The following is a 25,077-nucleotide window of genomic DNA, read 5'->3' as shown; positions in this document are numbered from 1 at the left end:
TCAAGATAGGGGACTTTTCATGGCAGGCATTCTCGAAGGCAAGCGGATCCTGGTCACCGGGATCATCACCGACTCCTCGATCGCGTTCCACATCGCCAAGGTGGCGCAGGAGGCCGGCGCGCAGCTGGTGTGTACCGGTTTTGACCGGCTGCGGCTGATCCAGCGCATCATCGACCGGCTGCCGGAGCCGGCTCCGCTGCTCGAACTCGACGTGCAGAACGAGGAGCACCTGGGCTCACTGGCCGAGCGTGTCACCGAGGTGATCGGCGAGGGCAACAAGCTCGACGGCGTGGTGCACTCCATCGGATTCATGCCGCAGACCGGCATGGGCATCAACCCGTTCTTCGACGCTCCCTACGAAGACGTCGCCAAGGGCATCCACATCTCGGCGTACTCCTACGCCTCACTGGCCAAAGCGGTGCTGCCGATCATGAACCCGGGCGGCGGCATCGTCGGCATGGACTTCGACCCGACGCGGGCGATGCCGGCCTACAACTGGATGACGGTGGCCAAGAGTGCCCTGGAGTCGGTGAACCGGTTCGTGGCGCGCGAGGCCGGCAAAGTCGGTGTGCGGTCGAATCTGGTTGCGGCCGGGCCGATCCGGACCCTGGCGATGAGTGCCATCGTGGGCGGTGCCCTGGGCGAGGGCGCCGGCGAGCAGATCCGGCTGCTGGAGGAGGGCTGGGACCAACGGGCCCCGATCGGCTGGGACATGAAGGACCCGACGCCGGTGGCCAAGACCGTCTGCGCGCTGATGTCCGACTGGCTGCCGTCCACCACCGGAACGGTCGTCTACGCCGACGGTGGCGCGCACACCCAGTTGCTCTAAATGGAGCTAGACGCCGTCTTGCTGCTGTCTTTCGGGGGACCCGAAGGCCCGGAGCAGGTTCGGCCGTTCCTGGAGAACGTCACCCGGGGACGTGGTGTGCCGCCGGCCCGGCTTGACGCGGTCGCCGAGCACTACCTGCACTTCGGCGGCGTGTCGCCGATCAACGGGATCAACCGCGCGTTGGCCGACGCGATGCGCGCCGAAATGCCCGGCCTGCCGGTGTATTTCGGTAACCGCAACTGGGAGCCCTACGTCGAGGACGTCGTCGCTCAGATGGCAGCTGACGGCGTGCGACGTGCCGTGGTTTTTCCGACCTCGGCCTGGGGCGGATATTCGGGTTGCGACCAGTACGCCGAGGACATCGCCCGAGCGCGGCAGGCGGTGGGGGAGCAGGCACCGGAACTGGTGAAACTGCGCCAGTACTTCGACCACCCGTTGTTCGTGACGATGTTCGCCGAGGCGATCGCCACCGCCGCCGACAGCCTGCCGGCCAGCCTGCGGGATGCCGCCCGGCTGGTTTTCACCGCGCATTCCATCCCGGTCAGCGCCGACGCGCGCTACGGCCCGCAGCTCTACAGCCGCCAGGTCGCGTACGCGACGAGGCTGGTCGCGGCAGCCGCGGGCTACCACGACTACGACCAGGTGTGGCAGTCGCGCTCGGGGCCCCCGCAGGTGCCCTGGCTGGAGCCCGACGTCGAAGCGCACCTGGCTGCCCTGGCTGAGAACGGCGTGCGCGCGGTGATCGTCTGTCCGATCGGCTTTCTCAGCGACAACATCGAGGTGGTGTGGGACCTCGACAACGAAGTCCGCTCTGCGGCGCAGGCGGCCGGGATCGCCTACGCGCGCGCGGGCACCCCGAACGCCGATCGACGGCTGGCCCGTCTGGCCCGCGGCCTGATCGAGGAACTGCGCACCGGCAGCGCACCCGAACGCATCGCCGGGCCGTCCGCGCTGGGCTGCGGATTCGGGGTCAACGGGGCGCCGTGCGGTGCATCGCACTGCACCGCGGTCGTGGTGCCTGCCGATTAGGGGCTCGCCGTCGTAGCGTCAGTTCCGCCAGGCCGAGTGCAGAATCTCGGTCACCGCTGCGCTGCGCGCTGAGCGCACCACGGTCGTCAGCGGTGCAACCGCATCCACGGCACGCTGCACCGCAGAAGACGACTGAGCGCTGGCAGTCAGCAGATCCTCGCTGACGGTGATGATCGCCTCGACGTGCGCGGCGCTTTGCAGAACGCGCACTGCACGGTTCGGTGCATGGTCCGGAATCCGGTGCAAGAGCACGGCTTCCATCATCTGTTCCACCCGCAGCCGTGGATCCTCCACGCCGTAGTCGGCCCAGCGCGAACCGGTGGAGCCCAACGCTTCGGCCGCCGTTCGCACCGCCGATCGCAACGAGTACTCGGCGTCACCAAGATCGTGCTGTTCGGCGACCGGTACCCCCTGCAGCGCGTACACGACCCAGGACAGCGCCTCGGATTCGTCGAACTCCGGAACCAGCCCGATCGCGTCGCCGTGCGGACCGGAAACCAGGATCGCTTCGCCGACCGCCAACGCGTCCTGCGCGAATTGGGTTCCCGCCGGCAGACCGCGCACGTCGCCGGGGACCGGCAGCACCACGCTGATCGTCGGTTCGGTGCGGCCACCGGCCGCGGCGCGCAGCGTCTGAAGCAACGACGTCGTCCCGGCATCGGTGACATCGGGCCATGGCAGGCCCGAGCTGCCGGCGGCGACGGCGTCATAGGCGTACACCGATTGCACTGGAGCCCAAGCCGATAGTGCGTCCAAGACATCGTCGGGCGCCGCCCGGCCGGCAAGCCAGGCGTTGGCCCACACCGACAGGGAAGTACTCGGGCACCACATGATGCAAGGCAGTGTAGTTGCCCGCGCTGTCCCGGCCGGACCGCACAGGTTCGCGCGATTCTCGGGCTATCCTGGCCGCATGCCGACTGCCCTGATCTGGTTGGTCTTCGCACTCGGGCTCGCAGGAGCCGAGGCCCTCACCGGTGACATGTTCCTGCTGATGCTCTCCGGTGGTGCGCTGTCGGCGGCGGCAACCAGCGCCCTGACCAGTTGGCCGCTCTGGACGGACGGGGCGGTGTTCCTGGTGGTGTCGGTGCTGCTGCTGGCATTGGTGCGCCCCGCGCTGCGCCGCCGGCTGTGGGCGGGCACCGGCGGCGAAACCGGGGTGCTCGCGCTGCAGGGCAAGACGGCCCTGGTGCTCGACCGCGTCGAACAGCACGGCGGTCGGGTGAAGCTGGACGGCGAGGTGTGGACCGCCCGCCCGCTCACCGACGGCGACGTGTTCGAACCGGGGGAGCAGGTCACCGTGATGCACATCGACGGCGCCACCGCGGTGGTCGGCAAGATCCTGTAACGAAAGGAATCGTCATGGAAGGCGTCACAACGGGGCTGCTATTGCTGGCCGTATTGGTGGTGTTCGCGATCATCGTGGTCGCCAAGTCGGTCGCGCTGATCCCGCAGGCCGAGGCGGCGGTGATCGAACGGTTGGGCCGCTACAGCCGCACCGTCAGCGGTCAGCTGACCCTGCTGGTCCCCTTCATCGACCGGGTACGGGCCCGCATCGATCTGCGTGAGCGGGTGGTGTCGTTTCCGCCGCAACCGGTGATCACCGAGGACAACCTCACGCTCAACATCGACACCGTCGTCTACTTCCAGGTCACCAACCCCAAAGCCGCGGTGTACGAGATCAGCAACTACATCGTCGGTGTGGAGCAGCTGACCACCACCACGCTGCGCAACGTGGTCGGCGGGATGACGCTGGAGCAGACCTTGACCTCCCGCGAGGTGATCAACAGCCAGCTGCGCGGCGTGCTCGACGAGGCGACCGGCCGGTGGGGGCTGCGGGTGGCCCGGGTGGAGCTGCGCAGCATCGACCCGCCGCCGTCGATCCAGGCGTCGATGGAGAAGCAGATGAAGGCCGACCGCGAGAAGCGGGCCATGATCCTGACCGCCGAGGGACAGCGCGAGGCCGCCATCAAACAGGCCGAAGGCCAGAAACAGTCCGAGATCCTGACCGCCGAGGGCGCCAAGCAGGCGGCGATCCTGGCCGCCGAAGCCGACCGGCAGTCCACGATGCTGCGCGCCCAGGGCGAGCGGGCCGCTGCCTACCTGCAGGCCCAGGGCGAGGCCAAGGCGATCGAGAAGACGTTCGCGGCGATCAAGGCCGCTCGGCCCACGCCTGAGTTGCTGGCCTACCAGTACCTGCAGGTGCTGCCGGAGATGGCCCGGGGCGAGGCCAACAAAGTGTGGGTGGTGCCCAGTGATTTCGGCACCGCACTGCAGGGCTTCACCAAGCTGCTCGGTGCCCCCGGCGAAGACGGCGTCTTCCGCTACCAGCCGTCGCCCGATGACGAGCCCCGGCACCGGTCCGAGGACGACAGCGAGGAAGTCGCCGACTGGTTCACCACCCAGACCGATCCGGCGATCGCGCAGGCTGTCGCCAAGGCCGAGGCGGACGCCCGCAAGCCGGTCGAGGGCGGCGTGTTGCCGCCGCAGCTCGATCCCGGTCTGGCGTGAGCGCGCTGACGGCACGGCCAACCTACGCGGCGTTGGCCGCGTTTCTGGCGGGCGACGCCGTGGCGTCGGCGATCCCGGTGCCCTATGTCGCCAAGAACATGGATGCCATGCGGATTCCCGCCGAGGCCCGCTGGGCGGTCCCGGTGGCCAAAGCAGCCACCGCGCTGGGCCTGGCATCGGTGTTCCGCTTCCCGGGCGTCGCCCGGCTCACCACCGGGTTGTTGACGTTGTATTTCGCCGGGGCGCTGGGCATCCACCTGCGGGTGCGCAACCGGGTCGCCAACATCGTGCCCGCGGTGCTGCTGCTGATGGTGTTCGCCGCGATGACGGTCCAGGGCCCGCACGCCGCCGGGGGCGGGGTACGGGCCCTGGAGTCGTAGTTCCCTAGCTCCTGCGGGAGGAGGTGGCGGTGTGCTCGTCGAGGTTGGTCGCCTTGTAGGCGTAGGCGGCCACGACCGCGCCGAGCACCTGGGCGATCAGGTAGACCCAGAGGAACTTCCAGGCGAAGATCCCCGACAGCATCAAGCCGAAGGTGATGGCCGGGTTGAACGCGCCGCCGGAAATGGCGCCGACCGCCACCACGCCGACGGTCACCACGAATCCGATCGCCAGGCCGTAGAAGCTGTTGCCGGCACTGTCTTTGCTCGTCGCGGTGTGCAAAACGACGTAACACAGCGCGAAGGTGAATACCAATTCGGCCAGGAATGCGGGCCAGACGGTGCCGGTCAGATCAAGTGTTCCGGTCGCGTACTTGTCGTGCCACAACCCGAATCCCACACCGAAGGCGGCGAGCGCACCGACCAACTGGGCAACGATGTAGGGTCCGAGATCACCCAATGGCAGTGCCCCCCGCAAATAGGCGGCCACTGAGACGGCCGGGTTCAGGTGGCCGCCCGAGATGTGCCCACTGGCGTAGACCATGACCATCAGCACTGAGCCGATACCCAGCGCGGTGGCGGCGACGCATTCGGTGCCGGACAAGACGATGCCGAGCACAGCGAACATGAATACGAACGTGCCGATCATTTCGGTCAAATATTTGCGCACCGCGGCGTTCCGATCAGCCATTGATCCGGTCCCTTCACTCCGTCGAGCACTTGTCCAATTTGTGCTGTGCCAGCACATGGCACTAACGAATACTGTAACGGCGTGAAGTCTTCGGTCCGCTATTTGCGGACCGTTTTTCACCGAATTGTTGCTGGATTAACGAGAATTTCGTGTTGTTTGCCTATGCGTTTTCCGCAGTTTTCGTGTCGGGCGCGCAGCTCGGGGAGGCGGCGCTATCGGTCCAGGCGCAATTCGACCATCGGCAGCGCCGTGTTGGGCGGCGTCACCGGTTCGCCCAGCGTCTGCTCGAGCACGGCGCTGAACTTCGCCCAGGCGCGAGGGTGGCCTTCGATGTAGTGGCCCAGCACGCGGTCGACTTCGGCCTGGTCCAACACCCGGGCGGTGGCCGGTACCGATGCCCTGCTCCCGGCGTAGACCCGTACCCGGGGGTTGGCGGTGATGTTGCGAAACCATTGGGCGCGGGCGCCGAAACCCGATGCCACCACATAGCTGTCGCCGGCGGCGTGGTCGATGACTTCCAGCACGACACGGCGGGACGCGCCCGTCTTGCGTCCGATGTGCTCGAGCATCAACAGGCGCGGTCCGAGGAGGCCGCCAAGTCGCGCGCGGTACAGCCAGATCGGGGCGCGCATCAGCCGTCGTGATCGCAACAGTCGGCTGAACGTGTCGGCTAAGGGCGGCATCTTCTGCAGGTTACCCGCGGCGCGGCCGGGACACCGGATCACTCGTCGCGCGGGCGAACAAGGTCAACAGCGCCTTGCCGACAGACACGGCAGCCGACGGGCTGTCCACCGACACCGAGACCTGGTCGCCGAACCGGCGGCGAAGCTCGCGTTGCAGCCGGTCATAGAGCGTCGATTCCGCCGCGGGGCAGCCGTGGCAGGCACCGGCCATCCGCACCCGCACCTGGTCGCCGGTCACCTCGACCAGCTCGATCGCCCCGCCGTGGGATGCGGCGATCTCGCCGATCGGCCCGTCGAGCAGTTCCTGGACCGCCCGCGTCAGGTCGCCGGCGTGTTCGATGGGGGCGATACTCCACCCGGCCGGCTCCCGAAGCGCGTCGTCGAGCGCGACGCGGATCTCCTCGCCGCGAACCCGCCAACTCTGGCGGGGGCTCAGCGTGATCGCGATCTCCGACCCGGCCACCGCCAGCTCGTCGATCACGCCGTCGTCCTGCAACTCACCCAGCCGGCCCGGGGCATGCCGTACCCGCCCGGCGGCGGGCATGCGCTCGTGGTCGATCACCCACCGCACCCGTTGCGGATCTTCGGTCGCGACAGCATGCATGGGAATCATGCGCCCAGGCCCGACGCGATCGACCGGGCGGCGAATGCCATCACCCAGGCCAACACGAACATGTAGCCAAACGCGAAGGCCGGCCATCGCCAGGAATTGGTCTCCCGGCGCATCACCGCCACGGTGGACATGCACTGCAGCGCGAACATGAAATACACCATCAGCGCGATGACCGTCGGTGCGGTGAACACCGGCCGGCCGTCGTCGTCGGTCATCGACACCAGGGCCTGATGCGGGGCGGTGGGGTTGGTGGCCGCCGACACCTGGCCGAGCGTGGACACGAACACCTCCCGCGCCGACAGCGACCCGACCAACGCAATGTCGGTACGCCAGTCGAAGCCCAGGGGCGCGAAAACCGGCTCGATCGCCCTGCCGATCCCGGCGGCGTAGCTGTGGTCCAGCACGTAGGCGCTGGCGTCGGGTGGCGGGAGCGCTGTGGTCTCGGCGTCGCGGGTGGGCAGATTCATCAACACCCACAGCACCAGCGACGTGGCCAAGATGACCGTTCCGGCCTTGCGCAAGAAGATCTTCGCCGCATTCCACATCGCGACGAGAACGGCCGTGGGCGAAGGAAATCGATACGGCGGCAGTTCCATGGTGAACGGCAGCAGGTCGCTGCGCAGAATTGTGGACTTGAACAACGAGGCGGCCAGCAGTGCCGAGGTGCCACCGCCCAGGTACAGCAGGAACATGGTGATGCCCTGCGCGCTGAAGCCCCACCAGCGCGTCTGCGGTGCCACCAGGAGCCCGACGAGCAGGGTGTAGACCGGCAGTCGCGCTGAGCACGTCATCAACGGCGCACTGATGATGGTGGCGATCCGATCCCGCGACGACGGCAGGGTGCGCGTTGCCATGATGCCGGGGACCGCGCAGGCGAACGAGGAGAGCATCGCCACGAACGCGCGCCCCTCCAGCCCGGTTCTGGCCATGACCCGATCCATCAGGAACGCGGCACGCGACATGTAGCCGACGTTCTCCAGCAGTGCGATCAGCAAGAACAGCAACACAATCTGGGGAAGGAACTGCAGCACGGTGCCGACGCCGCCGATGACACCGTCGCCGATCACGCCGCCGAGCACCGTGCCGCCGAGCCGGCTGTCGACCTGGGATCCCAGCCAGTCGAGGGCAGTGGCGATCCGGTCCTGTAGTGGGGCGGCCAGGGTGAAGATGATCTGGAAGAACCCGAACATGACCGCAAAGAAGATGACGACGCCCCAGAGTGGGTGCAGCACCCACCTGTCGATCCGGCCGGTCCGCAGATCCTGGTGCGGGGAAACGTAGTCAGCGGCGGTAAGCACGGAGGTGCCCCAGGCGTCGAGCGCCTCGGGCTCTTCAGGCGGCAGCACCGCAGGCCGCGACCAGGCGTCGCTGCACCCCAACAGCGTGCGCAGGCCCTCTATGCCGGAACCGCGGTTGGCGATAACGGCAACGACCGGCACTCCCAACGCGCTCGCGAGAGCTTCCGCGTCGATTCCGCCTCGGCGCGAACATAATTCGTCGGTCATGGTGAGTACCAGCGCTGTGGGGAGGTCCAGGCGCAGTACCTGGCCCACCAAGGTGATCGAGCGGCGTAGCGTCGTGGCGTCGGCGACCAACACGATCGCGTCAGGGCGGTCGATCCCGTTGATTCCGCCGGCCAACACGTCGGCAACAACCTGTTCGTCCGGACTGATCGGGTCCAGGCTGTAGGTGCCGGGTAAGTCTTCGACCGCCACATCGACATCACCGACGGTCATCACCCCGACGCTGCGCCCCACCGTGACGCCCGGGTAGTTGCCGGTCTTGGCACGCAACCCGGTCAGGTGGTTGAACACGCTGGTCTTGCCGGCGTTCGGGCTACCGACCAGCGCTACCCGTCGCGCCGATGTCACGTCGACGGTGGTGGCGGTGCCATCGTGGCAGTCGGTCATTGCCGACCACCGCCGATGCCGTCGATCTCGATCAGCCGGGCCTCCCGCCGCCGCAGACACAGTTCGGTGTCCTGCACGCGGTAGATGGTGGGATCGCCCAGCGGCGCCCGGCGGATCACCTCAACGCGGGCGGTCGCACGGAATCCGAGCTGGCGCAGCCGGTTTGCCACCGCCTGAGGGGCGTGCACTGCGGCACCGGTGATGGTGGCCTGCTGGCCCGGAACCAAGTCGGCGAGCACGGCCGCCGATTCGGTTCGATGCGACGATCGCCGCCGCCACCTGCGCATCAGACGCCCTAACGTTAGATCGGCTTACTGCCTGAAAGGTACGCCTGATTCGCCGGTTACGTCATCGGCCGATTCGCCTCGCTCAGCCGATGGTCACCGATTCGGCCGCGTCGATCTCGGGGGTTTGCAGACCAGCCTCGGACCGGTTCGCCCGATGGGAGCGGACCTCGTAGGCCAGCAGTGCCACCCCGACTGCGGCGGTGCACGCCGATACCGCGAACAGCACCGGGCTCACCTCACCGGTGAGGGCGTCGCCGAGCACCACCACCGCGGCGGTGCCCGGCAGCAGCCCGACCAGGGTGGCCACCGTGTACGGCACCGGTCGCACCGCCGACGCGCCGGCGGCGTAGTTGATCACCGAGAACGGGATCGCCGGAATCAGCCGCAGCGAGATCACCGCCGGCCATCCGCGCTGGCGAAGGCGCTCGTCCAGTGAGTCGAGCCGCGGATGACGTACCACCCGGCTCAACTGCCAGCCGAACACCCGCATCAGGACCAGCACGCCCACGGCGCTGAGCGCGCTGGCCACCACTGCCAGTAGGACTCCCAGCCACGGGCCGAACAGCAAGCCCGCCGCCAGCGTGAACGCGGTCCGCGGGAAGGGGAACACCGTGACGACGGTGTGCGCCACCAGAAAAGCCAGCGGAAACCACGGCCCCAATGTCTGCGCCCAGTCCCGCAGTTGTACGGCGGTGGGAACGGGGACCAGCAGCGCCACCGCGATCAGGCTTCCGGCGACCGCGGTCGTCCATGCCAGCCGACGGAGGGCCACCTGGCGTGCGGTGGCGATGAATGCCGACCAGGCGCCACGCAGTACGCGCGGGATTCGGGTCGCGGCGGCCATCACGGCACTCAAGACTACGGGCCGGGGGTTAACACTTTGCGTCACGCAGAGGGAGTTTCTCCGCTCGGCACACCTCAACCGTGCCTGCCGATCGCCATCATTTAGCCTGGTTGGCACATGTCGGGTAGCGATTCAACAGCTACTCGCGAGTAACCACAGGAGTCGCCGGTGTCCATCGACGTGTCCGCCGAACCCGCCGGCATCCAGCAGGCCCGGGCCCGCTGGCGTGCCGCCGTGGCCGGGGTGCTGGCCAAGAGCGCACGCCGCGAGCCGGCCGATATCACCGCCGAGACCGACGGTGAGCCCGAGCGGCTGCTGGACACCCCGGTGGAGGGGCTGGCGGGACAGGGCGGATTCGCCGTTCGGGCGCTCTACACCGCGTTGGACGCCCTGCCGGAGCCGCCGTTGCCTGGCCAGTGGCCCTACGTGCGTGGCGCCGACGCCCGGCGTGACGTCAACACCGGCTGGAAGGTCGCCGAGGTCTTTCCCATCGGCGGTCCGGGTTCGGCCGCCGACGCCAATGGCGCCGTCCTCGGTGCCCTGACCGACGGCGTCAGCGCGCTGACCCTGCGGGTCGGAGATGCGGGCGTGCCGGCCGCCGAACTGCGGCCAGTGTTCGACGATGTCTACCTGGACCTGGTTCCGGTGCTGCTCGACGGCGCGGGTGCCGGCGACTACACCACCGCCGCCGAGACGATGCTGACGCTGGTCGACGCGCTCGACCCGGAGAACCGCGCCAACCTGTCGGTCGATCTGGGTGCCGACCCACTGACCGCGCCGTTGACGGACGGTGCGGCACCGTCGCTCGACGAGGTGATCGCGGTGGCGACACGTGCCGTCGGCCACCCGGGGGTGCGGGCCATCGCCGTCAACGGCCCGGCCCTGCACAACTTGGGCGCCGGCGCGTCCGGGGAGTTGGCCGCCGGGCTGGCCGCGGCCGTGGCCTACCTGCGGGTGCTCACCGACGCCGGCCTGTCGGTGGCCGACGCTGCACGCCAGATCAGCTTCCGGATCGCCGCCGACGACGACCAGTTCATCACGATCGCCAAGATCCGGGCCGCTCGGCAACTCTGGGCGCGGGTCACCGAGGTCGCCGGGGCGCCAGAGGCCGGGGCCGCTGTCGTCCACGCCGAGACGTCACTGGCGATGATGACGCAGCGTGACCCGTGGGTGAACATGCTGCGCACCACGCTGGCTGCCTTCGGTGCCGGTGTCGGTGGGGCGGACACCGTGCTGGTGTGGCCGTTCGACACGGTGATTCCCGGTGGGCAGCCCGGCACCTCGGCAACGTTCTCCCGGCGGATCGCCCGCAACACCCAACTGCTGCTGCTCGAAGAGTCGCACCTGGGTCAGGTGCTGGACCCGGCCGGCGGATCCTGGTTCGTCGAAGACCTCACCGAACAGTTGGCGCAGCAGGCCTGGGGGCAGTTCCAGGAGATCGAGGCGCTGGGCGGATTCGAGGCCGCCCGCGAGCACATCGGTGAGCGGATCGCAGCGGTGGCCGCCGCTCGGGCCGGGGAGATCGCGCATCGGCGCAGCGCAATCACCGGGGTCAACGAGTACCCGAACCTCGATGAGTCGCCGCTACCGCTGTCCGCGACTCAGGCTGCCCCGGCCGGCCTGCGGCGCTACGCGGCGCAGTTCGAGGCGCTGCGGGACCGCTCCGACGCCTACCTGGCGCGCACCGGTGCCCGGCCGCAGGTGCTGCTGCTGCCGCTGGGACCGATCGCCGAACACAACGTTCGGACCACCTTCGCCGCCAACCTGCTGGCCTCCGGTGGCATCGCGGCGATCAACCCCGGCACGGTGGGCGCCGAGCAGGTGGCAGCGGCCGTCGCGGAGGCCGGCTCACCGAGTGCGGCGGTGCTGTGTGGCAGCGATGCCCGCTACGGCGCCGAAGCGGCCGCGGTCATCGGGGCGGCTCGTACCGCCGGACTCGACCGGGTCTACCTGGCGGGGCCAGCCAAGGCTCTAGCCGGTAGCGCCGAAACCGATCCGAAGCCGGACGATTACCTGACCATGAAAATCGATGCCGTGCAGGCGTTGTCGGACTTACTGACCCGATTGGGGGCCTGAGAGCCATGACCACGAGCACCTCACACGGCACACTCGGCAGCTTCGCCGAGGTGGCGCTGCACGGCGACCGCGTCGCCGAACCGGTGACCGAGAGCGCCGTCGCCGCACACGTCGCGACCGCCGCGGCCGCGCACGGTTACACACCCGAACAGCTCGAATGGCACACCCCCGAGGGGATCGCGGTCAAGCCGGTGTACATCGCCGCCGACCGCTCCGCCGCGGTTGCCGAGGGCTACCCGCTGGACAGCTTCCCCGGCGAGGCCCCGTTCGTGCGTGGGCCGTATCCGACGATGTACGTCAACCAGCCCTGGACGATTCGCCAGTACGCCGGGTTCTCGACCGCCGCAGACTCCAACGCGTTCTACCGCCGAAACCTCGCCGCCGGGCAGAAGGGTCTGTCGGTCGCGTTCGATCTGGCCACCCACCGCGGCTACGACTCGGATCACCCCCGGGTGCAGGGCGATGTCGGAATGGCTGGGGTGGCGATCGATTCCATTTTGGACATGCGGCAACTGTTCGACGGGATCGACCTGAGCGCGGTCAGCGTCTCGATGACCATGAACGGTGCCGTGCTGCCGATCCTGGCGCTGTACGTGGTGGCCGCCGAGGAGCAGGGGGTGCCGCCGGAGAAGCTGGCCGGCACCATCCAGAACGACATCCTCAAAGAGTTCATGGTGCGTAACACCTACATCTATCCGCCGAAGCCGTCGATGCGGATCATCTCCGACATCTTCGGCTACACCAGCGCCAAGATGCCCAAGTTCAACTCGATCTCGATCTCGGGCTACCACATCCAAGAGGCCGGTGCCACAGCCGATTTGGAGTTGGCGTACACCCTGGCCGATGGGGTGGACTACATCCAGGCCGGCCTGGACGCCGGCCTGGACATCGACAAGTTCGCGCCCCGGTTGTCGTTCTTCTGGGGCATCGGGATGAACTTCTTCATGGAGGTCGCCAAGCTGCGCGCGGGCCGGCTGCTGTGGAGCGAGCTGGTCGCGAAGTTCGACCCCAAGAGCGCGAAATCGCTGTCGCTGCGCACGCATTCGCAGACCTCCGGGTGGTCACTGACCGCCCAGGACGTCTTCAACAACGTGGCGCGTACCTGCGTCGAAGCGATGGCCGCCACCCAGGGCCACACCCAGTCGCTGCACACGAACGCCCTCGACGAGGCGCTGGCGCTGCCCACCGACTTCTCCGCCCGCATCGCCCGCAACACCCAGCTGCTGCTGCAGCAGGAGTCGGGCACCACCCGGCCGATCGACCCGTGGGGCGGCTCCTACTACGTGGAGTGGCTGACCCATCAGCTGGCGCAGCGGGCCCGGGCCCACATCGAAGAGGTCGAGGCGCACGGCGGCATGGCCCAGGCCATCAGCGAGGGGATCCCGAAGCTGCGCATCGAGGAGGCCGCCGCGCGGACCCAGGCGCGGATCGACTCCGGGCGTCAGCCGCTGATCGGCGTCAACAAGTACCAGGTCGCCGAGGACCAAGAGATCGAGGTGCTCAAGGTCGAGAACAGCCGGGTGCGGGCCGAGCAGCTGGCCAAACTCGAGCAGTTGCGCGCCGAGCGCGACGAGGCGGCCTGCCAGGCCGCGCTGGCCGAGCTGACCCGGGCAGCCGGCGCCACCGGACCGGCCGGGGACGACGGACTGGGCAACAACCTGCTGGCGCTGGCCATCGACGCCGCCCGGGCCAAGGCCACCCTCGGGGAGATCTCGGACGCGCTGGAGAAGGTCTACGGTCGCCATCAGGCCGAGATCCGTACGATCTCTGGCGTCTACCGTGACGAAGTCGGGAAGGGCAGCAACATCGCTAGCGCAACCGCCCTGGTCGAGAAGTTCGCCGAGGCCGACGGCCGTCGGCCCCGCATCCTGGTAGCCAAGATGGGCCAGGACGGGCACGACCGTGGCCAGAAGGTGATCGCCACCGCATTTGCCGACATCGGCTTCGACGTGGACGTCGGCGCCCTGTTCTCCACCCCCGACGAGGTGGCCCGCCAGGCCGCCGACAACGACGTGCACGTGGTCGGGGTGTCCTCGCTGGCCGCCGGGCACCTGACGTTGGTACCCGCCCTGCGTGACGCGTTGGCCGCGGTGGGGCGGCCCGACATCATGATCGTGGTCGGGGGAGTGATCCCGCCCGGCGACTTCGACGAGCTCTATGCCGCCGGGGCGACCGCGATCTTCCCGCCCGGCACGGTAATCGCCGATGCTGCGGTGGACCTGCTGAAGACCCTCGCGTCGCGGCGAGGTTACGAGCTCGCCGAGCAGGCAGAACCGGCGGCAGACCAGAAATAGATGGCCGACAACGTGTCTGACACCGTTGCCGAGTTGGCGGCGGCGGTGCGCTCCGGCGACCGCTCCGTGCTGCCGCGGGCCATCACCCTGGTCGAGTCCACCCGCGCCGACCACCGCCAGCAGGCGCAGGAACTGCTGCTGGAGCTGTTGCCGGACGCCGGCGGGGCTCGCAGGGTGGGTATCACGGGGGTTCCCGGCGTGGGCAAGTCGACCACCATCGAAGCCCTCGGAATGCATCTCATCGAGCAGGGCCACCGCGTCGCGGTACTGGCGGTCGACCCGTCCTCGACGCGCACCGGTGGTTCGATCCTGGGGGACAAGACCCGGATGCAACGGTTGGGCACGCACGAACGCGCCTACATCCGGCCGTCGCCCACGTCGGGCACCCTGGGCGGGGTCGCCAAGGCCACCCGCGAAACGGTGGTGCTGCTGGAGGCCGCCGGCTTCGATGTCATCCTGATCGAGACCGTCGGCGTCGGCCAATCCGAGGTCACCGTCGCCAACATGGTCGACACCTTCGTGTTCTTGACGCTGGCCCGCACCGGCGATCAGTTGCAGGGCATCAAGAAGGGTGTGCTGGAACTGGCCGACATCGTGGTAGTCAACAAGGCCGACGGCAACCACCTGGCCGAGGCGCGAATGGCCGCACGGGAGTTGTCGACCGCGATTCGACTCATCTATCCGCGCGAAACCCTTTGGCGACCACCGGTCTTGACGATGAGCGCGATCGAGGGCACCGGGCTGCCGGAGTTCTGGGAAACCGTCGAGCGGCACCGGCAGACGCTGATCGATGCCGGGGAGTTCGACGCCCGCCGACGCGCACAGCAGGTGGACTGGACCCGGCAGTTGGTGCGTGACGCGGTGCTCGAACGCGCGCTGTCGGACCCGGCGGTGCGTGAGGTGCGCACCGAGGTGGAACAGCAGGTACTGCGCGGAGAACTGACCCCCGCGCTGGCGGCCCAGCGAATCCTCGGGGCCATCTGGAATTAATGGCACGCGCGTGCGGTAATCCGACTTATGTCGGCCGGTCGGCGCGGTAGATTCCCCACCATGACACAGCATCTCGAGGTTCGTCGGGCACAGCTTCCGGCGAACGTGCACGGCGCGGCCGACCCGAATTTCTCGTGTGCTGTGCGCGCTTTCGCCGCGATGTTCCCGGGCCGCCGCTTTGGTGGCGGGGCGTTGGCGATCTACCTCGATGGACAGCCCGTGGTAGACGTGTGGACCGGGTGGTCCGACCGGGCGGGGCAGGTGCCGTGGTCGGCTGACACCGGTGCCATGGTGTTCTCGGCAACCAAGGGTGCGGCGTCGACGGTCATCCACCGGCTGGTCGACTCCGGACTCATCGACTACGACGTGCCGGTGGCGCAGTACTGGCCGGAGTTCGGCGCGAACGGCAAGGCCGAGATCACCGTTCGCCAATTGTTGGGGCACCGGGCGGGGCTGACCCACCTCAACGGGGCCAGCAGGGCAGATCTGCTGGACCACGTGACGATGGAAGCCCGGATGGCTGCCGTGGCGCCCGGACCCGAACGCGGCAAACCCGCATATCACGCGCTGACCTACGGCTGGCTGGTGTCCGGGCTGGCCCGGTCCGTCACCGGCCTCGGCATGCGTGAGTTGTTCCGCACGGAGCTGGCCGGGCCGCTCGGTGTCGATGGTCTGCACCTGGGCCGCCCGCCCGCCGACGCGCCGACCGTCGCCGCGGAGATCATCATGCCCCAGCGCAGCCGACGCAACGTCGTAGTGGACCTCCTGGCGCCCAGGGCCGCCGCGGCGCAGAGATACGGGGGCCTGGGCGCCTTCTACTTCCCGGGGGTGATGGACACCGTCCGCGGCGGCATCCCGTTCCTGGACACCGAGGCCGCCGCCCTCAACGGGGTGGCCACCGCGCGTGGGCTGGCCCGCCTGTACGGCGCACTGGCCAACGACGGGCAGATCGACGGGACCCAATTCCTGTCGCCCCGGCTTGTGGCGGGCCTGACCGGTCCGCACACCCTCGAACTGGACCGCACCATCGGGGTTCCGCTGGCGTTCCACCTGGGCTATCACGCGATCCCGTTTGGGCCGGTGCTGCCCGGATTCGGTCACGTCGGCCTGGGCGGCTCCATGGGCTGGGCGGATCCGGCCTCCGGGCTGGCGATCGGCTTTGTGCACAACCGCCTGTTGACCCCGTTCGTGGCGCTCGACCATGCCGGTTTCGTCGGTACGGCCGCGCTGATCCGCCGGGGCGTGGCCCGGGGACGCCGGCACGGCTACACCCCGATCCCGCAGTTGGGGGAGCCGTTCGCCGCGCCGGATGCCGCGGCCGGCTAGCGCTGCTGCGCCGCTGTGCCGATGGCGGTGACCCGCTTCACCCGGCTCCGCCGGGTTCGCGATCGCCGCTGTGCTGGATGGCGGTGACCCGCTTCACCCGGCTCCGCCGGGTTCGCGATCGCCGCTGTGCCGATGGCGGCGACCCGCTTCACCCGGCTCCGCCGGGTTCGCGATCGCCGCTAAGGTTGCCGAGTGACTGACCGTACGCCGAAGCTCTACATCTTCCCGCATGCCGGCGGATCGCCGCAGTACTACGTTCCGTTCTCCAAGACCTTCACCACCGATGTCAAACGCATCGGCGTTCAATACCCGGGCAAGGGCGGAACCCACGACCTCGGCGCCTTCACCAGCATCGAAGACCTCGCCGACCAGGTCTGCAAGACCGTCGCGGCGCCGGCGGCGTCCGACGGACCCGTCGCCTTCTTCGGTCACAGCATGGGTGCGCTGTTGGCCTTCGAAGTGGCACGCCGATTCGAGGCGGACGGACATCGGATTGCCGCGCTGTTCGTGTCGGGTGCCGGCGCACCGGGACGAGCCGGGTACGACAACATCCCCGAGTCCGACCGCGGCCTGCTGGACGCCGTCAGCAGCATGACGGGAGTCAACCCCGAATTCTTGGAGAATGAGGAGTTCGCGGCCAAGATTCTGCCGACGCTGCGCGGCCTGAAAGCCATCGCGAACTACGACTGCCCGCCCGAGGCGAGGGTGTCCTGTCCGATCTTTGCGTTCCATGGTGACGAAGATGACGTCGCCACCGACGAAAAGGTGGGCCCCTGGGCGGAGCGCACCACCGCCGAATTCAGCGCGCGGGTGTTCACTGCGCCCGGCCACCACTTCTACCTCACCGAACACCTGCCGGAACTGGTCGGAGATATCGAGAAGAAAATCGCGCAGCACTGCCAAGGATGACGCGCCCGGCCACCCCGGAATGTGAATGGGCACTTGGTGCCGAAGTTACTCGTGATGCGCGTAATTGACTTCTCCGCTACTATGGCGGATCTGCTGCGTTTGCGCTGTACGCGGGCCATAAATTGCCTGTCAGCAGCGCGTCCGTGGTAGCCTCCGCGGAGGGAAACGCCTGGGATGTCGGGGTCCAAGGAGTTTTAGCGCAGGTTCCAAACATCCAGAAGGGGTACCCGTGTCGTTGGTCGAATCCTCCGCACCGGCCGTGTCGGCCGGGCGATCTCGGCGCTCGGAGGTCCCCGCCCCCGTCTTTACCCGGCACGGCGAGCAACCGACGTGCGCTGAGGCTGAAGTATTCAGCTGAGCAACTCCGCTGGGGGTGCCCGCAAGCTCTGATCCCGCGGGGGAACCGTCCCAAATGTCGCTAATCCAATTGCATACCTCCGCTGTGCAGGGACCTTGCGCAGCGAAACCGTCAGCTCGGACAGCAAGCGCAACGACTCTCGACGGGGCCGAAGTACTCAGCAGGTGAGGTCCACGGACCTGACAGCACAAGGAGAAAACAACGCAATGTCGGTAACTGAAACGCACATCCCGACCCTGTTGGCGAACCTGGAACGGGACCAGCCGGACCAGCCTGCGTACACGTTCATCGACTTCGACGTCGACCCCGCCGGCTACCGCGAGACCGTGACCTGGTCGCAGTTGCGCAACCGGGTGCGGGTCGTGGCGGCCGAGTTGGCCACCTGTGCCTCGCCGGGCGACCGGGTGGCAATCCTGGCCCCACAGAGCCTCGAGTACATCGTCGGGTTCTACGGCACGCTGGAGGCGGGCATGATCGCCGTGCCGCTGCCGGTGCCGATGTTCGGCGTACACGACGAGCGCGTGTCGGCGGCGCTGCGGGACAGTTCTCCTGCCGCGATCCTGACGACGTCGGCGGCTGTCGGTGACATCGCCAACTCGATCAAGGGCCTGGGCGGCAAGCCTCCGGTGGTCATCGAGGTCGACGCCCTGGATCTGGACTCCGAGCCGGCGTCGGCACCCACCGCGACCGCCCAGACCAAGGTCGCCTTCCTGCAATACACGTCCGGATCTACTCGGACCCCTGCCGGCGTCATGGTCACCCACACCAACGCCGTCTCGAACATGCGGCAGATGGCCGACGACACCTTCGAGCTGACCGGCGGGAACCCGCCGGAGGGACTCCACATGGTGTCGTGGATGCCGTTCTACCACGACCTGGGCCTGCTCGGCACCGTCATCTACCCGCTGGTTTTGGGCGTGCCCACGGTGCACATGAGCCCGATGGCGTTCCTCGCCAAGCCTGCCCGCTGGATGCAGGAACTCGCCAAGGCTCCCATCGGCTTCACCGGTGGGCCGAACTTCGCCTATGAGCTGGCCGTGCGGCGTACTTCCGATGAGGACATGGCTGGGCTCGACCTGGGCAACGTGCACACCTACTGCTTCGGCGCAGAGCGGATTCACGCCGCGACGCTGCGACGCTTCGTCGACCGGTTCGCCAAGTTCAATCTGAACCCGGCCGCCCTGCGGCCCGGCTACGGGCTCGCCGAGGCCAGCGTTTACCTCACCTCGAACACCCCCGGCACGCCGCCGCCGACCGCACGCTTCGACTACGCCAAACTGGCCGCCGGCACGGCCGAGCCGAGCGGGGCCGAAGGCGGCGTCGAGCTGGTCAGCTGTGGTGTCCCCCGGGCCTGCACCCTGCGTATCGTGGACCCGGAAACCCAGACCGAGAACCCGGAAGGCAAAGTCGGCGAGATCTGGACGCACGGCCCCAACGTCGCGGCGGGCTACTGGCACAACCAGCAGGCCACCGAGGCCACCTTCGGCGGCAAGCTGGTCGACCCGACTCCCGGAACGCCACAGGGGCCCTGGCTGATGACCGGCGACCTCGGCGTGATCTCCGGTGGAGAGCTCTACATCGTCGGCCGGATCAAGGATCTGCTGATCGTCGACGGGCGCAACCACTACCCGGACGACATCGAGGCCACCGTTCAGGAAATCACCGGTGGGCGTGTCGCCGCGGTCTCGATCCCGAACAGCCAAGCAGAGCAGCTTGTTACGATCGCTGAGTTCAAGAACAAGGGGGGGTCCGATGAGGAGGTCCTGGACAGGCTGACCGAGGTACGTCGCAAAGTGACGGCCGCGTTGTCCAAGGCGCACGGTCTGATGAGCGGAGACCTGGTCCTGGTGTCGCCGGGTGCCATCCCGATCACGACCAGTGGCAAGATTCGCCGCTCCAGCTGTGTGGAGATCTATCAGCGTGACGGGTTCGACCGACTGGATGCTACTGCTCGGTCTGTATGACAGATGACGAGCTGCTCGCGCGGCTCTCGGGGAGGTTGAGTTGAGCGAGAAGAGTGCTGCGCCGGTCGGGGGGCCGGATCGTCGGGCGATTGTTGCTGAGGCGCTGCGCAAGATTGATGATCTGACGGCGCGGTTGGCGGTGGCTGAGGCCGGCGATACTGAGCCGATTGCGGTGGTGGGTTTGGGGTGTCGTCTGCCTGGTGGGGTGGATGGTCCGGCTGCGTTGTGGCAGTTGTTGTGTGATGAGGGTTCGGGCATTGTGCGGGTTCCGGCGGATCGCTGGGATGCGGATGCGTTCTATTCGTCGGATCATTCGGTTCCGGGGACGATTTGTTCTCGTGAGGGCGGGTTTTTGACGTCGTGGCAGCCTGCTGAGTTTGATGCGGAGTTTTTTGGTATTTCGCCGCGTGAGGCTGATGCGATGGATCCTCAGCAGCGGTTGTTGATGGAGGTGGCCTGGGAGGCGTTGGAGCATGCCGGGATCACCAAGGAGGCGATCCGGGGCACTGCGACCGGCGTCTTCGTAGGTATGACCACCAACGACTACACGCTCAACATCATCGGCAAGATTCGCGAAGAAGAAATCGACCCCTACGTCCCGTTTGGGAATGCGCCGAATTTTGCGGCGGGGCGGTTGTCGTATTTCTTGGGTGTGCATGGTCCGGCGATGATGGTGGATACGGCGTGTTCGTCGTCGTTGGTGACGATTCATTTGGCGTGTGCGAGTTTGCGGCGTCGGGAGTCGGATCAGGCGTTGGCGGCTGGGGTGAACCTGATTTTGACCCCGCAGAACAGTATTGCGACGTCGCGGTGGGGGATGTTGGCCCCGGATGGGCAGTGCAAGACCTTCGATGCGGCCGCTGATGGTTACGTCCGTTCTGAGGGCGCTGGGGTGGTGGTGCTCAAGCGTTTGTCGGATGCGCAGCGTGATGGTGATCGGATTTTGGCGCTGGTGCGGGGTTCGGCGGTGAATCAGGATGGGCCGTCGTCTGGTCAGACGGTGCCGTCGGGTCCGGCGCAGCAGAAGGTGGTGCGGGCGGCGTTGGAGTCGGCTCGGTTGTCACCGGCTGATATCGATTATGTCGAGGCGCATGGCACGGGGACGGCGTTGGGTGATCCGATTGAGTTGGATGCGCTCTCGGCGGTGTTTGGTGAGCGTGCTGGGTCGGCGCCGTTGGTGTTGGGGTCGGTGAAGACCAATCTGGGGCATTTGGAGTCGGCTTCGGGTGTGGCGGGGTTTATCAAGACGGTGTTGTCGGTGCAGCGGGGGTTTGTGCCGCGGCATTTGAATTTTTCGGAGTTGACGCCGAATGCGGGTGTGGGGGCGTCGAAGTTTCAGGTTGCGGGTGCGGCGATGGATTGGCCGGCGGTGTCGCGTCCGCGTCGGGCGGGGGTGTCCTCGTTTGGGGTGTCGGGCACTAATGCGCATGTGATTGTGGAGCAGGCTCCCGATGCTGAGGTTGTTGCGGCGGGTGCTCCCGAGCCGGTGAGCACGTTGGTGGTGTCGGGGAAGTCGCCGGCGCGTATCGCGGCCACTGCCGGGGTGCTTGCGCAGTGGATGACCACCGACGGCGCCGAGATCGCCCTGCCCGATATTGCACATGCGCTCAACCATCACCGCACCCGCCATCAGAAGTTCGCCACCGTCGCCGCTCGCGATCACGAGCAGGCTATCGCGGGTTTGACGGCGCTTGCCGCCGGAGACTCTGCGCCGGGCGTGGTGGAACCCGCCGCGGCGCTGCCCGGGCCTGGCACGGTGTTTGTGTTTTCGGGTCAGGGTTCGCATTGGGTGGGGATGGGTCGTCGGTTGTTGGCCGATGAGCCGGTGTTTGCGGATGCTGTTGCTGAGTTGGAGCCGCTTTTTGCCCGGCAGGTGGGTTTTTCGCTGCGTGAGGTGATCGAGCAGGGCGTTGAGATTTCTGGTGATGCGCAGGTGCAGCCGGTGATCATGGCGTTGCAGTTGGCGTTGGCTGCGTTGTGGCGTTCGTATGGGGTTGTTCCGGATGCGGTGATTGGGCATTCGATGGGGGAGGTGTCTGCGGCGGTGGTGGCCGGGGCGCTGACGCCGGAGCAGGGTTTGAAGGTGATCGGGGTGCGGTCGGCGTTGATGTCGCGTCAGGCCGGTCAGGGTGCGGTGGCGTTGTTGGAGTTGGATGCCGCCGCGGTCCAGGAATTGTTGGTGGGTTATCCCGGGGTTGAGGTGGCGGGGTATTTGTCGCCGCGGCAGACGGTGGTGGCGGGTTCGCCGGCGGATGTGGATGCGGTGATTGCTGCGGTGGCTGCTGCGGAGCGGTTTGCGCGGCGGGTGAATATGGAAGTGGCTTCCCATACCGCGTTCATGGATCCGATTCTTGATGAGCTGCGTGCCGAGCTGGCCGACCTGACCCCACAAATGCCGCAGATCCCGTTCATATCCACGGTGGTCGATCCGGCCGGACCCACCCCGGTGCTCGACGCCGGCTACTGGGCCGACAACGTGCGTCAACCGGCCCGGGTGAACCAGGCGGTCGCCGCCGCAGGGGACAAGTACGGCACGTTCATCGAGATCAGCCCCCACCCGATCCTGACTCACACCATCGACGAGATCTTGGAGGCAGTGCCGCACTGCAGCGTCGCCACTCTGGTGCGAGACGGTGACGACACCGTCGTCTTCCATCAGCACCTCAACAGCGCACACCCGGTGAGCCCTCGCGAACTGCCGCACGCGTCCGGTCCGTACCCGGTGCTGCCGACCACCCCGTGGCGGCACACCCACCACTGGCTTGACGTCGAAAACTCCATCACTGCAGCGGAATCCGCGCCGCGGCCGGGCCTGCTGCTGGGCACTCATATCAAGATCGGCAGCACACCGGCCGTCCATCTGTGGCAAGCGCGGCTGTCGCCGGAGACCAAGCCGTACCCGGGCAGCCACCGCAACAATGGGGTGGAGCTGGTCCCGGCGTCGGTGCTGCTGCAAACGCTGTCCGACGCTGCCTTCGAGGTGAGCGGGCACTCGGCGGTCCGCGACATCCGTTTCGAACACCCGGTGATCGTCGACCGGCCGCGGACCATCCAGGTGCTTGCCGATGCCGAGTCGGTGACGGTGTCGTCGAAAGCGGTGACCGACGACCCGGCCGCGCGCTGGGTCAAGCACCTCAGCGCCCGCATCGCACCACGTGACGACACCGCCTGGCCGTCCGCCGACCCCACGTTCACCAACGGGCACAGTGGAACGGAGTTCGATGACGACGCGGTGACCTCGCTGTGGCTCACCTGGGGCAGTGAGGGGCGCCCGTTCGAGTGGTCACTGGCCTCCGGTCGGTCCACCGCGACGGTGTTGCGCGCCGATGTCACATCGGCACAGTCTGGGACGGCTGCGTTGCTCGACGCTGCTCTGCATGTTGCACGCCTGGTGGACGAGGCCAACCCCGAGCTGATGGTGCCCGCGTCGGTCGACGACGTCCGTTTCGGCGAAGCACCCGCTGACGGCCGGGCCGGAGTCACTGTGCACCGGCGCGACGGCGGTGAGGGCGAACTCGTCGTCGACATCGCCGTGACCACACCGGGCGGCGCCCGGTGCGTCGAGGTCCGCGGACTGCGCTACACGGCCCTGGGCTCGGCCACCTCGGCCGACGACCCGAGCGCCATTGCCCATGCGATCGACTGGCAACCCTGGGATGGTGTGCCGCAAACCCCGGGCCAGCCGGGAACCCTGACGGTGGTCGGGGACAGTGCGGCCGCCGACCGGTTGCGTGACGGGCTCAATGCGGTCGGTCACCACAGTGTCGGGATCACCGACGCCCAGACCGTCGTCTACGTCGCCGATCCCGGCCTTGCCGGCGAATCGGACCTGGACTGCGCGTCCCGGCTGGTCGGCGAGGTGGCTGACCTGGTGGCCACGCTGGCGCAACGCGACACCCACCCGCCCGCCCTGTGGATCATCACGCACGGTGTCCACGAGGCCACCTCCGACGCCGCGGTGCGTCAAAGCTGCCTGTGGGGCCTGGCCGGTGTGATCCGGGCCGAGCAGCCGCAGTTGTGCGGCGGTCTGGTCGACCTGCCCAGCGATGACACCGCCGGTGCGGCCGATTGCGCGGCGACGCTATCGGGCATCCTGCGTACGCCGGCCAAGTCGATCCTGGTTCTGCGCGACGGCCAGTTCCTGACGCCGGCATTCACCCCGATCTCCGGCCCACCGCAGCGCGAGCCGATGGTGTGCCAGCCCGACGGCGCCTACCTTATCACCGGCGGTATGGGAGCGCTTGGCCTGTTGATGGCCGGCTGGCTGACCGATCGAGGTGCCCGGCGCCTGGTGCTGGCCGGCCGCAGCGCCCTGCCGCCTCGGCGCGATTGGGACTCCGAAGAGATCGAAGCCAGCGTCCGCCACAAGATCGCCGCCATTCGGGCGCTCGAACGGCGCGGTGTCACCGTCGACGTGGCCGCTCTCGACATCGGATCCAGGGCCGCGGTGACCGACCTGTTGGCTCGCCGCGACGCAGCCGGCGCCCCGCCGATCCGTGGCATCATCCACGCGGCCGGCATCACCGAGGGCCAGCTGCTCACCGAGGTGGACGCCGACCGGCTGCGCGACACCATGTGGCCCAAGGTCGCGGGTGCCCAGGTGCTCGATGAACTCTTCCCGCCGACAAGCCTCGACTTCTTCTTCATGACCGCCGCCGCCGGCGCGGTGTTCGGTGTGCCCGGCCAGGGTGCCTACGCGAGCGCCAACGCCTACTTGGACGGCCTGGCCCGTGCCCGCCATCAGCGTGGCTGCCACAGCGTCAGCCTGGACTGGGTGGCGTGGAAGGGCCTCGGATTCGGGGCCGAAGCGCACGTCGTGCTGCACGAACTCGAGCGGATGGGTTCGCGGCCCATCACCCCGGCGGAAGCCTTCGCGGCCTGGGATCACGTCGAGCACTACGACGTCGCGCAGGCAGTGATGGTGCCGCTGCCCAGGGAAGGAAAGCCCGGGGAGTCCGCTTCCGATGCCGCCGGACCGGTCCGCGACTGGGCGCTGCTGCCTGCCGATGAGATACTGAGCGAGCTGGAAATCGGGTTGCGCGGCATTCTGGCGCGCGAGCTTCGCATGTCGGAGGCTGAACTGCAGCTGGACCGGCCGTTCGCCGAACTCGGTCTGAACTCGGTGATGGCAATGGCGGTCCGGCGCGACATCGAAGCGCTGGTCGGCCTGGAGTTGTCAGCCACCATGCTGTGGAACCACCCGACGACTGCGGCACTGGCGGCGCACCTGACCGGCAAGCTGCTGCCGCAGGACGATGCCGGCGACGACGCGGCGGCCACCGGCGGTGAGCTGCCCGAGTCGGCCGACAGTGTGTTGAATGAGCTGTTCGACAGCGTGGAATCGGCTCCGGCCGGATGGGACGGGATCTAGTGGGAATTGAGTTCCCCG

General features: G+C 67.9%; 19 protein-coding genes. 12 read left to right on the top strand and 7 right to left on the bottom strand.

What is annotated here, in order from left to right:
- Positions 1-19 precede the first annotated feature (19 nt).
- Together inhA and ACKY0W_RS11795 are read left to right on the top strand one after the other, a co-directional pair.
- Entirely contained in the window at positions 20-829 is an 810-nt protein-coding gene (gene inhA, locus ACKY0W_RS11800; RefSeq protein ID WP_067973144.1) for an NADH-dependent enoyl-ACP reductase InhA, read from the top strand.
- On the top strand, positions 830-1,858 hold the full coding sequence (locus ACKY0W_RS11795; RefSeq protein ID WP_409434214.1) for a ferrochelatase: 1,029 nt from the start codon (positions 830-832) through the stop codon (positions 1,856-1,858).
- Positions 1,859-1,876: 18 nt separating this feature from the next.
- Here ACKY0W_RS11795 and ACKY0W_RS11790 read toward each other — a convergent pair whose 3' ends face one another.
- Positions 1,877-2,689 (bottom strand): hypothetical protein, encoded by an 813-nt coding sequence (locus tag ACKY0W_RS11790; RefSeq protein WP_409434213.1) that lies wholly within the window; start codon positions 2,687-2,689, stop codon positions 1,877-1,879.
- A 79-nt stretch (positions 2,690-2,768) separates the two neighbouring features.
- Here ACKY0W_RS11790 and ACKY0W_RS11785 point away from each other — a divergent pair, with 79 nt between their 5' ends.
- The 3 genes from ACKY0W_RS11785 to ACKY0W_RS11775 are packed head-to-tail and all read left to right on the top strand — an operon-like array spanning position 2,769 to position 4,746.
- Positions 2,769-3,203 (top strand): NfeD family protein, encoded by a 435-nt coding sequence (locus ACKY0W_RS11785; RefSeq protein ID WP_409434212.1) that lies wholly within the window; start codon positions 2,769-2,771, stop codon positions 3,201-3,203.
- A 14-nt stretch (positions 3,204-3,217) separates the two neighbouring features.
- Positions 3,218-4,366 carry an SPFH domain-containing protein gene (locus ACKY0W_RS11780; protein ID WP_409434211.1) on the top strand — a complete coding sequence of 383 codons (1,149 nt, stop codon included), beginning with the start codon at positions 3,218-3,220 and terminating at the stop codon, positions 4,364-4,366.
- On the top strand, positions 4,363-4,746 hold the full coding sequence (locus ACKY0W_RS11775; protein ID WP_409434210.1) for a DoxX family protein: 384 nt from the start codon (positions 4,363-4,365) through the stop codon (positions 4,744-4,746). The genes ACKY0W_RS11780 and ACKY0W_RS11775 overlap by 4 nt, the downstream gene beginning before the upstream one ends.
- A gap of 4 nt (positions 4,747-4,750) precedes the next feature.
- Here the strand turns inward: ACKY0W_RS11775 and ACKY0W_RS11770 are convergent, their stop codons facing one another.
- The 6 genes from ACKY0W_RS11770 to ACKY0W_RS11745 form a co-directional block, all read right to left on the bottom strand.
- The gene (locus ACKY0W_RS11770; RefSeq protein WP_409434209.1) at positions 4,751-5,434 is read right to left on the bottom strand and encodes an MIP/aquaporin family protein; all 684 of its coding nucleotides are present in this window, start codon (positions 5,432-5,434) and stop codon (positions 4,751-4,753) included.
- Between the two features lie 212 nt (positions 5,435-5,646).
- Complete coding sequence (locus tag ACKY0W_RS11765) at positions 5,647-6,117, bottom strand: nitroreductase family deazaflavin-dependent oxidoreductase (RefSeq protein ID WP_409434208.1); 471 nt, start codon at positions 6,115-6,117, stop codon at positions 5,647-5,649.
- Positions 6,118-6,127: 10 nt separating this feature from the next.
- A complete protein-coding gene (locus ACKY0W_RS11760; RefSeq protein WP_409434207.1) occupies positions 6,128-6,730 on the bottom strand; it encodes a NifU family protein in 603 nt (200 codons plus the stop codon).
- Positions 6,727-8,640: a ferrous iron transporter B gene (locus ACKY0W_RS11755; RefSeq protein WP_409434206.1), complete on the bottom strand. Its 1,914-nt coding sequence runs from the start codon at positions 8,638-8,640 to the stop codon at positions 6,727-6,729. The genes ACKY0W_RS11760 and ACKY0W_RS11755 overlap by 4 nt, the downstream gene beginning before the upstream one ends.
- On the bottom strand, positions 8,637-8,927 hold the full coding sequence (locus ACKY0W_RS11750) for a ferrous iron transport protein A (protein ID WP_409434205.1): 291 nt from the start codon (positions 8,925-8,927) through the stop codon (positions 8,637-8,639). The genes ACKY0W_RS11755 and ACKY0W_RS11750 overlap by 4 nt, the downstream gene beginning before the upstream one ends.
- An 82-nt stretch (positions 8,928-9,009) precedes the next feature.
- A complete protein-coding gene (locus ACKY0W_RS11745) occupies positions 9,010-9,771 on the bottom strand; it encodes a TVP38/TMEM64 family protein (RefSeq protein WP_409434204.1) in 762 nt (253 codons plus the stop codon).
- 168 nt (positions 9,772-9,939) lie between these two features.
- On the opposite strand from ACKY0W_RS11745, the gene mutA reads away from it, so the two are divergent.
- From mutA to ACKY0W_RS11710, 7 genes are all read left to right on the top strand, one after another.
- Complete coding sequence (gene mutA, locus ACKY0W_RS11740) at positions 9,940-11,847, top strand: methylmalonyl-CoA mutase small subunit (protein ID WP_409434203.1); 1,908 nt, start codon at positions 9,940-9,942, stop codon at positions 11,845-11,847.
- Between the two features lie 5 nt (positions 11,848-11,852).
- On the top strand, positions 11,853-14,141 hold the full coding sequence (scpA, locus tag ACKY0W_RS11735; protein ID WP_409434202.1) for a methylmalonyl-CoA mutase: 2,289 nt from the start codon (positions 11,853-11,855) through the stop codon (positions 14,139-14,141).
- Complete coding sequence (gene meaB, locus ACKY0W_RS11730; RefSeq protein ID WP_409434201.1) at positions 14,142-15,131, top strand: methylmalonyl Co-A mutase-associated GTPase MeaB; 990 nt, start codon at positions 14,142-14,144, stop codon at positions 15,129-15,131.
- Positions 15,132-15,191: 60 nt separating this feature from the next.
- A complete protein-coding gene (locus ACKY0W_RS11725) occupies positions 15,192-16,457 on the top strand; it encodes a serine hydrolase domain-containing protein (protein ID WP_409434200.1) in 1,266 nt (421 codons plus the stop codon).
- A 192-nt stretch (positions 16,458-16,649) separates the two neighbouring features.
- A complete protein-coding gene (locus tag ACKY0W_RS11720) occupies positions 16,650-17,366 on the top strand; it encodes a thioesterase II family protein (RefSeq protein WP_406759369.1) in 717 nt (238 codons plus the stop codon).
- Between the two features lie 564 nt (positions 17,367-17,930).
- On the top strand, positions 17,931-19,688 hold the full coding sequence (locus ACKY0W_RS11715) for an AMP-binding protein (RefSeq protein WP_409434199.1): 1,758 nt from the start codon (positions 17,931-17,933) through the stop codon (positions 19,686-19,688).
- A 40-nt stretch (positions 19,689-19,728) separates the two neighbouring features.
- Positions 19,729-25,059: a type I polyketide synthase gene (locus ACKY0W_RS11710; RefSeq protein WP_409434198.1), complete on the top strand. Its 5,331-nt coding sequence runs from the start codon at positions 19,729-19,731 to the stop codon at positions 25,057-25,059.
- Positions 25,060-25,077 lie beyond the last annotated feature (18 nt).

The sequence above is a fragment of the Mycobacterium sp. SMC-14 genome, from assembly GCF_046250075.1.
Taxonomy (GTDB): domain Bacteria; phylum Actinomycetota; class Actinomycetes; order Mycobacteriales; family Mycobacteriaceae; genus Mycobacterium.
This window is presented reverse-complemented; position numbering and strand designations above follow the sequence as displayed.

Bases quoted from the DNA above. Each gene is read 5' to 3' on its own strand.
- inhA (WP_067973144.1), top strand. From the start codon at position 20: ATGGCAGGCATTCTCGAAGGCAAGCGGATCCTGGTCACCGGGATCATC.
- ACKY0W_RS11795 (WP_409434214.1), top strand. From the start codon at position 830: ATGGAGCTAGACGCCGTCTTGCTGCTGTCTTTCGGGGGACCCGAAGGC.
- ACKY0W_RS11790 (WP_409434213.1), bottom strand. From the start codon at position 2,689: ATGTGGTGCCCGAGTACTTCCCTGTCGGTGTGGGCCAACGCCTGGCTT.
- ACKY0W_RS11785 (WP_409434212.1), top strand. From the start codon at position 2,769: ATGCCGACTGCCCTGATCTGGTTGGTCTTCGCACTCGGGCTCGCAGGA.
- ACKY0W_RS11780 (WP_409434211.1), top strand. From the start codon at position 3,218: ATGGAAGGCGTCACAACGGGGCTGCTATTGCTGGCCGTATTGGTGGTG.
- ACKY0W_RS11770 (WP_409434209.1), bottom strand. From the start codon at position 5,434: ATGGCTGATCGGAACGCCGCGGTGCGCAAATATTTGACCGAAATGATC.
- ACKY0W_RS11765 (WP_409434208.1), bottom strand. From the start codon at position 6,117: ATGCCGCCCTTAGCCGACACGTTCAGCCGACTGTTGCGATCACGACGG.
- ACKY0W_RS11760 (WP_409434207.1), bottom strand. From the start codon at position 6,730: ATGATTCCCATGCATGCTGTCGCGACCGAAGATCCGCAACGGGTGCGG.
- ACKY0W_RS11755 (WP_409434206.1), bottom strand. From the start codon at position 8,640: ATGACCGACTGCCACGATGGCACCGCCACCACCGTCGACGTGACATCG.
- ACKY0W_RS11750 (WP_409434205.1), bottom strand. From the start codon at position 8,927: ATGCGCAGGTGGCGGCGGCGATCGTCGCATCGAACCGAATCGGCGGCC.
- ACKY0W_RS11745 (WP_409434204.1), bottom strand. From the start codon at position 9,771: ATGGCCGCCGCGACCCGAATCCCGCGCGTACTGCGTGGCGCCTGGTCG.
- scpA (WP_409434202.1), top strand. From the start codon at position 11,853: ATGACCACGAGCACCTCACACGGCACACTCGGCAGCTTCGCCGAGGTG.
- meaB (WP_409434201.1), top strand. From the start codon at position 14,142: ATGGCCGACAACGTGTCTGACACCGTTGCCGAGTTGGCGGCGGCGGTG.
- ACKY0W_RS11725 (WP_409434200.1), top strand. From the start codon at position 15,192: ATGACACAGCATCTCGAGGTTCGTCGGGCACAGCTTCCGGCGAACGTG.
- ACKY0W_RS11715 (WP_409434199.1), top strand. From the start codon at position 17,931: ATGTCGGTAACTGAAACGCACATCCCGACCCTGTTGGCGAACCTGGAA.